This is a genomic window from Streptomyces sp. NPDC001292, from assembly GCF_042896465.1.
GTDB lineage: Bacteria > Actinomycetota > Actinomycetes > Streptomycetales > Streptomycetaceae > Streptomyces.
The window spans coordinates 193,589-204,680 of the sequence record NZ_JBIAXG010000009.1 but is presented as its reverse complement, the minus strand read 5'-3'; the positions used below and the strand labels follow the sequence as shown (position 1 = coordinate 204,680).

At 74.4% G+C, this 11,092-nt stretch carries 12 protein-coding genes; 4 read left to right on the top strand and 8 right to left on the bottom strand.

The window, feature by feature from the left end:
• Positions 1-94: 94 nt before the first annotated feature.
• The 3 genes from ACFY4A_RS13495 to hypA all read left to right on the top strand — a co-directional run bounded on the left by ACFY4A_RS13495 (position 95) and on the right by hypA (position 1,951).
• Positions 95-718: a NifU family protein gene (locus ACFY4A_RS13495; protein WP_390829572.1), complete on the top strand. Its 624-nt coding sequence runs from the start codon at positions 95-97 to the stop codon at positions 716-718.
• A complete protein-coding gene (locus ACFY4A_RS13490) occupies positions 715-1,311 on the top strand; it encodes a DUF5947 family protein (RefSeq protein ID WP_390829571.1) in 597 nt (198 codons plus the stop codon). The genes ACFY4A_RS13495 and ACFY4A_RS13490 overlap by 4 nt, the downstream gene beginning before the upstream one ends.
• A gap of 280 nt (positions 1,312-1,591) precedes the next feature.
• On the top strand, positions 1,592-1,951 hold the full coding sequence (gene hypA / locus ACFY4A_RS13485) for a hydrogenase maturation nickel metallochaperone HypA (RefSeq protein ID WP_390829570.1): 360 nt from the start codon (positions 1,592-1,594) through the stop codon (positions 1,949-1,951).
• A gap of 69 nt (positions 1,952-2,020) precedes the next feature.
• Here hypA and hypE read toward each other — a convergent pair whose 3' ends face one another.
• The 8 genes from hypE to ACFY4A_RS13445 all read right to left on the bottom strand — a co-directional run bounded on the left by hypE (position 2,021) and on the right by ACFY4A_RS13445 (position 10,630).
• Positions 2,021-3,010: a hydrogenase expression/formation protein HypE gene (hypE, locus tag ACFY4A_RS13480; protein WP_390829586.1), complete on the bottom strand. Its 990-nt coding sequence runs from the start codon at positions 3,008-3,010 to the stop codon at positions 2,021-2,023.
• Positions 3,011-3,095: 85 nt separating this feature from the next.
• On the bottom strand, positions 3,096-4,256 hold the full coding sequence (hypD, locus tag ACFY4A_RS13475) for a hydrogenase formation protein HypD (RefSeq protein WP_390829569.1): 1,161 nt from the start codon (positions 4,254-4,256) through the stop codon (positions 3,096-3,098).
• Positions 4,256-4,588, bottom strand: a complete 333-nt coding sequence (locus ACFY4A_RS13470; RefSeq protein WP_390829568.1) for a HypC/HybG/HupF family hydrogenase formation chaperone — start codon at positions 4,586-4,588, stop codon at positions 4,256-4,258. The genes hypD and ACFY4A_RS13470 overlap by 1 nt, the downstream gene beginning before the upstream one ends.
• Before the next feature lie 3 nt (positions 4,589-4,591).
• Positions 4,592-7,033 carry a carbamoyltransferase HypF gene (gene hypF, locus ACFY4A_RS13465; RefSeq protein ID WP_390829567.1) on the bottom strand — a complete coding sequence of 814 codons (2,442 nt, stop codon included), beginning with the start codon at positions 7,031-7,033 and terminating at the stop codon, positions 4,592-4,594.
• The gene (gene hypB / locus ACFY4A_RS13460) at positions 7,030-7,803 is read right to left on the bottom strand and encodes a hydrogenase nickel incorporation protein HypB (protein WP_390829566.1); all 774 of its coding nucleotides are present in this window, start codon (positions 7,801-7,803) and stop codon (positions 7,030-7,032) included. The genes hypF and hypB overlap by 4 nt, the downstream gene beginning before the upstream one ends.
• A 59-nt stretch (positions 7,804-7,862) precedes the next feature.
• Complete coding sequence (locus tag ACFY4A_RS13455; protein WP_390829565.1) at positions 7,863-8,465, bottom strand: hydrogenase maturation protease; 603 nt, start codon at positions 8,463-8,465, stop codon at positions 7,863-7,865.
• Complete coding sequence (locus ACFY4A_RS13450) at positions 8,462-10,171, bottom strand: enoyl-CoA hydratase-related protein (RefSeq protein WP_390829564.1); 1,710 nt, start codon at positions 10,169-10,171, stop codon at positions 8,462-8,464. Before ACFY4A_RS13450 ends, ACFY4A_RS13455 begins: the two co-directional genes overlap by 4 nt.
• 90 nt (positions 10,172-10,261) lie before the next feature.
• Positions 10,262-10,630, bottom strand: a complete 369-nt coding sequence (locus tag ACFY4A_RS13445) for a hypothetical protein (RefSeq protein WP_390829563.1) — start codon at positions 10,628-10,630, stop codon at positions 10,262-10,264.
• Between the two features lie 72 nt (positions 10,631-10,702).
• On the opposite strand from ACFY4A_RS13445, the gene ACFY4A_RS13440 reads away from it, so the two are divergent.
• Positions 10,703-11,068, top strand: a complete 366-nt coding sequence (locus ACFY4A_RS13440; RefSeq protein ID WP_390829562.1) for a transglycosylase family protein — start codon at positions 10,703-10,705, stop codon at positions 11,066-11,068.
• Positions 11,069-11,092: the final 24 nt, after the last annotated feature.

The following is an 11,092-nucleotide window of genomic DNA, read 5'->3' as shown; positions in this document are numbered from 1 at the left end:
AGCTTCGACCCCTGCCTCCCCTGCGGCGTCCACATGTACCTCGGCAACGGCAAAACCCTCACCACCACCCACACCCCCACCTACGGAACCGACCATGTCTGACACGGGGCAGGGCACGACCATGTCTGACACGGGGCAGGGCACCCGGTCAGGCCGGCTCGCGGACCCGGACGTCGAGGCGCGGCTCGCCCGGCTCGACGAACTGCTGGCGGGGCTGGAGTCCGCTCCGGGGCCGACCGTGCGGTCCGCCCTGGAGGCGGTGCGGCTGCTGACCGAGGTCTACGGCGAGGCGCTGGGCCGCGTACTCGACCGCTCGGACGGTGAACTCGCGCTGCGTCTGGCAGAGGACGAGTTGGTGGGCCACCTGCTGGTCCTGCACGAGATCCACCCCGAGCCGGCCGAGCGCCGGGCCGAGCGCGCCGTCGAACGGCTGCGCCCGGCCGTACGGGAGCGCGGCGGCGACGTCGAGTGGGTGGGCCTGGAGGAACAGGTGGCCCGCGTCCGGGTGACCACGGGCGGTGGGGGGTGCGGTTCCGGGTGTGGCAGCGCCACGGACGACGTGACCGGCGCCGTCCGTGCGGCCGTGCTCGCCGCCGCTCCCGAACTGACGGCGGTGGAGGCCGTGCCCAGCGCGTCCGAGCGGCAGGCGGCTCCGGCGTTCGTCCCCCTGGAGTCGCTCGCGCGCCGGGGTGCGCCACGGTCGCAGGAGCCACGGTGACCGGGGACGGAGCGCTGGCCCGCCTCATCCGTTCCTCGGCCGGCCGGACCGCCGCGGCACCGGGCGAGGTGTGCGATCTGTGCGCCGCGCCGGTGCCCGAGGACCACCGCCACCTCTACGACACCGCCGAGGCCGAGGTGCGGTGCGCCTGCGGCCCCTGCTCGGTGCTCTTCGCCGAGGACGGGGCGGGTGGCGGGCACTACCGGCTCGTCCCCCGGCGCCGGGTGCGGCTTCCGCGCGTCGACACGACGGCGCTGGGGGTGCCGGTCGGCCTGGTCTTCTTCGTGCCGCGCGCCGAGGGCACGGTCACCGCCGAGGGCCCGAGCCCGGCGGGTGCCATGCGGTGGGAGGTGGACGCGGCGGCCTGGCGGCAGTTGACCACCCGGTTCCCCGAACTCGCCTCCATGGAGCCCGAGGTGGAGGCGCTGCTGGTCAACACCGTCCAAGGCCTGGACCACCACTGGATCGTGCCCGTCGACGACTGCTTCCGGATGCTGGCCGTGGTCCGCCGCGAGTGGCGGGGCCTGTCCGGCGGGGGCCGGGTGTGGCCCGCCGTCGAGGAGTTCTTCGCGGAGCTGACCGAACAGAACTGACCGGACGGAGCTACCGGTGGAGGTGAAGGGCATCCTGCCCCTTGCGGCCCGGAGGGCCGCAAGGGGCAGGGCTGGGATCGCGTCATCCGATGACGGAGTTGTCGGATCCACCGTCGGACGGGCGGAAAGTGATGCCTGTGGAGGCCCCTGTGAGACCGATCTCCCCGGAGAGCGGCAAGGGCCGGTGAATCAGGAACCCGAGGTGGCGCCGCGTAGCGGTGCGGACCGGAATCTCCTGCCCTCGGGCAGGAGAGGGCGTCAACGAACGGAGCTGACCGACGTGCACGAGTTGTCGATCGCGACCGCGATCGTGGAGCAGGCCGACGAGGTCGCCCGGGCCGAGGGGACGGGCGCCGTCTCGGTGGTGACGGTGCGGGTGGGCGAACTGGCCGGCGTCGTACCCGACGCGCTGAGCTTCGCCTTCGAGGTCGCTCGGGAGGGCACCGCCCTGGCCGGCGCCCGGCTCGTCGTCGAGCAGGTGACCGCGCACGCCTACTGCGTCCCGTGCGACGCGGAGTTCCCGGTCGGCATGCCCCCGTTCTTCTGGTGCCCGCACTGCGACCGTCCGTCGCGGGACCTGCGCAGCGGGCGGGAGTTGGAGATCACCGCCATCGAGCCCGCGCCGTCGCCCGCGACCTGACGGGCAGCCCGACGGCCGAACGGCCCCGCCGGTGCACGACGCACCGGCGGGGCCGTTCGGCCCTGCGGGTCAGCAAATGCGGGGCAGTTGCTCCCCCAGCGGCAGGTCGACGACCCGGGTGCCGCCGAGGCCGGTGGCGACCACCACCATGCCGGGGTGGTCGGCGACGCACTCGCCGATGAGCACGGCTCCGCCGCCCTGCGGGTGGGAACGCATCGCCGCCAGGACGGCCTCCGCCTCGGTGGGCGGCACGAAGGCGACGAGCCGGCCCTCGTTGGCGACGTACAGCGGGTCCAGGCCGAGGAATCCGCAGGCGTTCGCGACCGCCTCGGGGACGGGGATGGCGCGTTCGCGCAGCCGGACGCCGGTGCCGGAGGCACGGGCGATCTCGTTGAGGGAGGCGGCGAGACCGCCCCGGGTGGGGTCGCGCAGCACGTGGATGTCCGGGGTGACGGCCAGCATGGCGGCCACCAGGTCCCCCAGGGGCGCGGTGTCGCTGGCGACCTCGACGCCGAACTCAAGTCCCTCCCGGACGCTCATGATCGCCACACCGTGCAGGCCGATCGGGCCGCTGACGATGACGGCGTCGCCCGGCCGGGCCCGCTGCGGGCGGATGTCCACTCCTTCGGGGACGACACCGACCCCGGCGGTGGTGACGTACACACCGTCGCCGTGTCCGGCCTCCACCACCTTGGTGTCGCCGGTGGCCACGGTGACGCCCGCGGCTTCGGCGGCGGCGCCCATGGCGCGCGCGATCCGGTCGACCACGGTCAGCTCCACGCCCTCCTCCAGCACGAAGGCCGCGGAGAGGTAGGCGGGCCGGGCACCGCTCATCGCCAGGTCGTTGACGGTGCCGTTGACCGCCAGGTCCCCGAGGCTGCCGCCGGGGAAGAACAGCGGCCTGACGACGTAGGAGTCGGTGGAGAACGCCAGCCGGGTGCCGCCGAGATGGAGGACGGCGGAGTCACCCATCGCGGCGAGGGTGGGGTTGCCGTAGGCCGGGGCGAAGACGTCCTGGATCAGTTCGGCGGACAGGGCGCCGCCCCCGCCGTGGCCCATCACCACGACGGGCTGGTCGCGCAGGGGGGCGGGGCAGGTCCAGTTCGCCGGGTCGACGGGGGCGTCGGCCGCCGCGGAAGCCAGTTCAGCCAACGGGGTTCATCTCCTCCTGCGGGATACGGGAGCCCTGCGGCGCCGGGGCGCCCGGTGAGGCCTGTCCGGTCATCCGGCGGTACAGGTAGTAGGCGGCGCAGGCACCCTCGCTGGAGACCATGGTGGCGCCGAGCGGGGTGCGCGGGGTACAGGTGGTGCCGAACGCGGAGCACTCGGTGGGCTTGATCAGCCCCTGGAGCACCTCGCCCGCGCGGCACACGGCGGGCTCCTCGGTGCGGATGCCTTCGACGTCGAAGCGGTGCTCGGCGTCGTAGGCGCGGTAGGCCTCGGACAGACGCCATCCGCTGGCGGGGATGCGTCCGATGCCGCGCCAGGACCGGTCGGCCACCTCGAAGACCTCCTGGAGCATGCTCAGGGCGGCCGGATTGCCCGTCTCGCGCACGGCGCGCGGGTAGGCGTTGTCCACCCGGTGCTCGCCGCGCTCGAGTTGGTGGACGGCCCGGCGGATTCCTTCGAGGATGTCCAGCGGTTCGAAGCCGGTGACCACGATCGGCACCCGGTGCCGCTCGGCCAGGTCCGGGTACTCGGCGGTGCCCATGACGCTGCACACGTGCCCGGCGGCGAGGAAGCCCTGCACCCGGCAGGCCGGGGCCGTCATGATCGCCTCGATGGCCGGTGGCACCCGGACGTGCGAGACCAGCAGGCTGAAGTTGTCCAGGCCCAGTCGGCGGGCCTGGTGCACGGCCATGGCGTTGGCGGGGGCGGTCGTCTCGAAGCCGATGGCGAAGAACACCACCTGCCGGTCCGGGTGCTGCCGGGCGAGCTGGAGTGCGTCGAGCGGCGAGTACACCACTCGTACGTCCCCGCCCTCGCCCTTGACCCGGAACAGGTCCCGGTCGGTGCCCGGCACCCGCAGCATGTCGCCGAACGAGCAGAAGATCACCTCGGGGCGCGCGGCGATCGCCAGCGCCTTGTCGATGACTTCGAGGGGGGTCACGCACACCGGGCAGCCGGGGCCGTGGATCAGCTCGACCTCCTCAGGCAGCAACTGGTCGATGCCGTGCCGGATGATCGAGTGGGTCTGGCCGCCGCAGACCTCCATCAGCGCCCACGGCCGGGTGACCGTCGCGCGGATCTCCTCCAGCAGCCGCCGGGCCAGACCGGGGTCGTTGAACTCGTCGATGTACTTCATCAGGCCTCACTCCCGCTCTTCTCACGTTCCTCGGCCCCGGGGGTGCGCGGGGCCGGGTCGCCGGCCTGCTCGGCCGCCTGTGCCCAGGCGTCGCCGAACTCCTCTTCCAGCAGCCCCAGTTGCTCGAACAGCTCCAGGGACGCCCGGGCCGACTCCTCGTCCAGCCGCTGAAGGGCGAACCCGACGTGGACGATCACGTACTCCCCCACCCGCACATCGGGCAGGTACTCCAGACACGCCTGTTTCCGCACCCCGCCGAAGTCGATCAGACCGGTGAGCGGGTCGGCGCGGTGGTCGATGGCCACGACTTTGCCGGGCACTGCCAAACACATGGGTCACTCCGTCTCGTCGCTGTCGGTCGTCCGCCGGCCCCGCGCCCTCGCGCGGGTCCCGGCCCGTTCGGCTCGTACGGCGTCTTCCGGGCGCCTCCGGTGATCTCGCTCGTGTGCCGCGACCACAAGCTGTCCGAGGGCCAGCCCGCCGTCGTTCGGGGGGACTTCGCCGTGGCGCAGGACGGTGAAGCCGTCCGCGGTGAGCAGTGCGGCGCACTCGTCCTCCAGTAACCCGTTGGCGAAGACACCGCCGCTGAGGACGGCGGTGGTCAGGCCGGTGGCCGCGCGGGCGCGCCGGCAGATCTCCACGACGGCCCGCGCGAGGCCCCGGTGGAAGCGCGCCGCGAGGACCGGCGGCGGGGTGCCGCGCCGCTGGTCGTCGAGGAGCGCCCGCAGCATGGGCGCCGGGTCGCAGCCGAGGGGACCGGGGCCGTCGGTGAAGGCGAAGGGGTACGCCGCGCCGTCGGCGTCCCGGGCCAGGGTCGCGGTCGCCTCCAGTTCCAGCGCGGCCTGCGCCTCGTATCCCGCGCGGTGGCACACGCCCGCGAGGGAGGACACGGCGTCGAAGAGCCGGCCCGTGCTGGAGGTCGGCACGCAGGCCAGGTCGCGCTCCAACTGCCGCCGGAGCAGCGCCCGTTCGTCGGGTGTGCAGGCGGCGACGCTGGGCAGGCGGGGGTCCCAGGGCAGTCCCGCGGCCCACAGCCGGGCCAGGGCGAGCCGGCAGGGGTTGGCCACGCCGGCGTCGCCGCCGGGCAGCGGGGCGGGGGTCAGCCGGGCGAAGCGGCGGTGGCCGGTGTAGTCGGCGAGCAGGAACTCGCCGCCCCAGACGGTGCCGTCGTCGCCGTATCCGGTGCCGTCGAAGGCGACGCCGATGACGGGCGTGGTGCCGTCGAGGCCGTGCTCGGCCATCGCCGAGGCGATGTGCGCGTGGTGGTGCTGGACCAGTACGGGCTCCGGCTGCGGGAGTCCGGCGGCACGGCGACGCGCCCAGCGGGCCGAGTGGTAGCGGGGGTGGCGGTCGGCGGCGACCAGGGCGGGGATCACTCCGGTCAGGCGCAGCAGGTGCCGTTCCGCCCGGCGGGCGGCCTCGAGGGTGGCGAGGTCCGCCATGTCGCCGATGTGCGGCCCGAACCAGGCCTGTTCGCCGTCGCCGACGCAGGGGACGTTCTTCAGGTCGCCGCCCACGGCGAGCGCGGGGCGCACCGCGAGCGGCAGGCGCAGCGGGCGGGGCGCGTAGCCGCGGGAGCGCCGCAGCACCTGTTCGGTGCCGTCGGGGCGAACCCGCAGCAGGGAGTCGTCGCAGGGGCAGGCGATGGGCCGGTCGTGGGCGAGCCAGGCGTCGGCCAGTCCGGCCAGCCGGGTCAGCGCCTCCTCGTCGTCGGTGACGATCGGCTCGCCGGAGCGGTTGCCGCTGGTCATCACGAGTACGCGCGGGCCGGGGGGGTCGCCGGGCAGTCCGAACAGCAGCGTGTGCGCCGGGGTGTAGGGCAGCATCACACCGACGTGGGGGCTGCCCGGGCACACCTCGTCGGACAGGCGGAGCCCGTCCGGCCGTGCGCGCCGGCGCAGCAGGACGATGGGCCGCGTGGGGCCGGTGAGCGTGGCCCGTTCGCGGTCGGTCGGGTCGGCGATCCGCTCGACGGCGGCGAGGTCGGCGCACATCACGGCGAACGCCTTGCCCCCGCGTTCCTTGCGCGCCCGCAGGGTGGCGACGGCGCGGGTGTCGGTGGCGTCGCAGGCCAGGTGGTAGCCGCCGACGCCCTTGACGGCGACGATCCGCCCCGCGGCGAGCAGGGCCCGGGCCGCCGCCAGGGCGTCCGCGTCCAGGGCCGGGCGCAGCTCGCCGCCGGCGGCGGGGACCAGGCGCAGCCGGGGGCCGCAGTCGGGGCAGGCCACGGGCTGGGCGTGGAAGCGCCGGTCGGCGGGGTCGGTGTACTCCCGGGCGCAGGCAGGGCACATCGGGAAGCCGGCCATGGTCGTGGCCGCGCGGTCGTACGGCATGGCGGTGGCGATGGTGAAGCGGGGACCGCAGTGGGTGCAGGTGATGAACGGGTGCCGGTGGCGGCGGTCGTCCGGGTCGGCCAGTTCGCGCAGGCAGTCGGCGCAGGTCGCGGTGTCGGGCGGGAGCTGCGTGCGTCCCGGGGAGTGTTCGGTGGGGCGGATGGCGAAGGGGCCGGTGGCGCCGGTGGCGGGAAGGTCCTCCAGGCCGATGCCGGTCACGGCGGCCAGCGGGGGCGGTCGCCGGGCCAGCCGGTCGCAGAACCGGGTGATGTCGTCCGGCGGGCCCTCGACCTCGATCAGCACGCCGGTGGCGGTGTTGCTCACGAAGCCGGCCAGCGCCAGGTCGGCGGCCAGGCGGTGCACGTACGGCCTGAAGCCCACACCCTGCACCGTGCCGCGCACGGTGAGCCGGCGGCGTACCGGGCCCGTGACGGGTGCGGTCATGAGGAGGGGGTGGTCGCCGGGTGCGGGTGCGCGTGGTGGTCGTGGGCCTGCTCGCCGTCGGCGGCGTGTTCGTGGCCGTGGGGGTGCGGGGTGAGCGGGGGCCGGTGCCGCGGGGCGCCGTCGCGGACGGCCAGCGCACGGTCCAGGACGGTGTCGACGCCGTCGCCGGTGCGGGCGCAGGTCCGTACGATCCCGACGCCCGGGTTGACCTGCTGGACATGGGTGCGGAAGGCGGTTTCGTCGAAGCCGGCGGCCTCGGCCAGGTCGGTCTTGGTGACCACGACCAGATGGGCGGAGCCGAACGCGGTGGGGTACTTCAGCGGCTTGTCCTCGCCCTCGGTCACCGCCATCAGCACGATCCGCAGGGTCTCGCCGAGGTCGTACGACGCGGGGCAGACGAGATTGCCGACGTTCTCCACGAACAGCACCGCCGTGTCCTTGGGCAGCCAGCCCTCCAGCCGGGAGCGGACCTGCCGGGCCTCCAGGTGGCAGAGTCCGTCGGTGAGCACCTGCTGCACCGGGGCGCCGGAGCGGGCCAGCCGGCGGGCGTCGTTCTCGGTCGCCAGGTCCGCGGTCAGCGCGGCCACCGGGACGCCCCGTTCGACGGCGCGGGCCAGCACCCGGCCGAGGAGTTCGGTCTTGCCGCTGCCGGGGCTGGACAGCAGGTTGACGACGGCCACGCCCTGCCGGGCCAGGTCGCCGCGGAGGGTGGCGGCCAGGTCGTCGTTCTTGGCGAGGACGGCCTGCTTGACGTCGACGGACCGGCACATGGCGCTGCTCCTCGGGGTCGGCTCGGGGGAAGGGGACGGGAGGACGGTTCCGGGGCCCCTCACCGATCTTCGGCCGCGTCGGTGGCGAGGCGCGGGAGCGCAGCCGTGTGCGCGGGGGTGGATTCCTCCGTGCGGACCAACGGCGGGGTGGCCGCGGGATCGGCGAGCAGCACCGGGATCATGGTGTGCAGGGCCTCGACGGCGGGGGCGACGGCCTGCCGCACCGGGTCGCTGAGCCCGGGGATGATGTCCTCGTCGCCGCGTGGCCGCACCTGGGGCTCGCAGGCGAGCACGAGGACGCGCGGGAGCGGCCCGTCGCCCAGGTGCGCGGCCAGGGCCAGCACCTTGGCCGGGTCCATGCCGTGGGCCTCCGGCGGGGCCGCGGCGCCGGCCTCGGCGTCGGGGAGTTCCGCCTCGATCAGGGACAGGGTGCCGGGCCGGTGGCCGCGCGGCGCCGCGTCGACCAGGACGGCCGCGTCGTATCCGTCCAGCAGTTCGTAGGCGAGGTCCAGGCCGCGGATGCCGTAGTCCCGCACCCGGACTCCGGCCGGCAGCGGGCGGGAGCCGAGGGCCTGGATCACCTCGGGGCCGAAGGCGTCGTCGGCGAGGAAGATGTTGCCGACACCGGCGACCAGGAGCCGGGTGGCGGGCGGCGGCGTCATCGGGTGCCTCCGGTGAGCGGGGCGCCGGCCGGGGACAGGGGGCGGGCGCAGGCGCCGGGGAGCTTGCGGACGAACGCCGAGCGCAGCGCGTGGTAGGGGGCGGCGGGGTCGAAGAAGATGTCGTGCATCCGGGCGAGTTCGGCGCGCCGGTGGTCCGCGAGCGGCCGTACCGACTCGTCGCGTGCGCGGGCCGCCGCCTTGGCGTCGATCCGCCGGGCGAGGTCGGGTGCGTCGGCGAGTCCGGCCGCCATGCGGTCGACCTCGGCGGTGAACTCCCCCGCGGGCACGGGCACGAGACGGTCCACCAGGCCGAGGCCGTGCGCGGTGGCGGCGCTCACCGGCAGGGCCTCGGTGGTCAGCCGCTCGGCCGTCCCGGTGCCGGTCCGGCGCGGCAGGGTGTACGTCCAGAACTCCGAGCCGCACAGGCCCATCCTGCGGTAGTGCGGGTTGAGCACGGCGCCGGTGCGGCACCACACCTCGTCGGCGGCGAGGGCGAGCATGACGCCGCCCGCGGCTGCGTTGCCGCCGAGCGCGGCGACGACCAGCCGGTCGGTGGTGTGCAGTACCGCCTCGACCAGGTCGTCCATGGCGTTGAGGTTGGCCCATGACTCGGCGGCCGGGTCGTCGGACGCCTCGATGACGTTCAGGTGGATGCCGTTGGAGAAGAAGTCGCGGGCGCCGCCGAGGACGAGTACCGGGGTGGGGCGAGTGAGGGCGTGGCGGTAGGCGGCGAGCAGCCTGCGGCAGTGGTCGGTGCTCATCGCGCCGCCGGGGAAGGAGAAGGTGACGAAGCCGACGTCGCCGCGCTGCCGGTAGCGGATGTCGGTCCAGGTGCGCCGCCCGGGGGGCAGTTCGAGGGGTACGGCCGCCTCCGGGAGACCGGTCGGGCCGAGGACCGAGGCGGCCGGGCGTTTGAAGGGGGCGGGGTCGCCGGAGTTCTTGCGGGGCCTGAGTTCCGGGATCCACACGGCCCCGTCCCGGGTGGCCCGGCACACCGCTCCCGCCCGGGTGGCGAGCAGTTCTCCGGGGCGTCCGCGCAGTTGGTCCTCCGGGTGGCCACCGTGCAGGAACAGTTCACGTCCGAGGAGTTCGTCGAGGACTCCGGGCTGCGAGTCGGCGCCTGACAGCTTGCGCAGCACGGTCGCGGTGCTGTCGTTCTCCCAGTCGACGCGGCGCCGCTCCTGGCGCAGGAAGCCGCGCCGGACGACGCGGATGGAGGGGTCGCTCTGCGGCAGCGGCTTGAAGGAGCCCTCGGCGTAGCGCCGTACGGCCAGCAGCACGGCGGCCACGGCGGCGTCGGAGGCCTCGTTGCGGTACAGGTCGCTCTTGCCGACCGGCGCCGTCGGGAACGGCATGGCCGCCCAGATGTCGCCGGCGTCCAACGCCGCCTCGGCCTGGAGGACCGTCACGCCCCAGTCGGGTGCCTGGTCCGCGATCGCCCAGTCCAGCGAGGAGGGGCCGCGGTCCCCCGGTGGACCGGGGTGCACGATGAGGCAGGTGTGCTCCCGCCACACGTCCTCCGGCAGCGCGGTCTTGAGCATCGGCGCGAAGACGAGTTCCGGGTTCGTCTCGGCGACGGCGGCGCGGACGGCCTCGGGGCCGTGCACGGCGAGCACGACATCGACGTGGTGGCCGTGGTCCGACAGTTCGGCGTAGACGCGCTGGGACAGGCTGTTGAACGCGCTGGCGACGAGCAGAATGTCCATGACGCGGCATGGTCTCCGTTTCGCCGGGCTCCGGGAAGGACCCCGGCGGGGCGTTCGTCCGTCTGCCCCAGGCGCCCTCCGCCGTCCGCGTCAGGTCCCCTCCTCCATCCGGATCGCGTTGCGCAGGTCCTCTAAGGCGCCACTCCGGTCGCCCTTGTTCATCTCCAGCAGCACCCGGGCGACGGCGTCGAGTTTGCGCTGGACGGCGTGTTCGGCGCGCATCTCGGCGTTCTTCAGCAGAGCGAGCAGCAGCAGCGTCACGGCGGTCAAGGACTCGCCGGCCAGCAGCAGCAACTCGACGGACAGGTGCGCCGCGTCGACGGCGACGAAGAAGGCGACCAGGAGCAGGCAGACCAGGAAGAAGACGAGGGAGCTGGTGAAGTTGGAGGCGTACTCCGCGAACTGCTCGAACCGGCCGCGGCGGAGGCCGCCGCGCTCCACGGGGCTCTTGAAGGCCATGAGTGAACCCCTCCGGCGGCACCCGGCGCGCCGCTTCGCTACTTTCTGATCATATGATGTAACAGTCTGCATATGATCTGTCAGCAGAGCATCGACAGGGCCCCCGGCCGCCACCTCCGCCGTCGCGCGCTGCACGGGACCCTGCTGGCCGCGGCGACCACCGCGGCACTGGCCGGCGGGCCCCGGGCGACGGCACTCCCGGCCGTCGGTCTCGGTCCCGACTGGGACGCCATCGCCGCCTGCGAGTCCAGCGGCAACTGGAAGGCGAACACCGGCAACGGGTACTACGGCGGACTCCAGTTCCGCCAGTCCAGCTGGGTGGCCGCGGGAGGCCTGAGGTACGCGCGCCGAGCGGACCTGGCCTCGCGCAGTGAGCAGATCGCCGTGGCCGGGCGGCTGGCCGTCCTCCAGGGGATGTCGGCCTGGGGCTGCGCCTGACGGCGCGTCGATAGCCCAAGTACC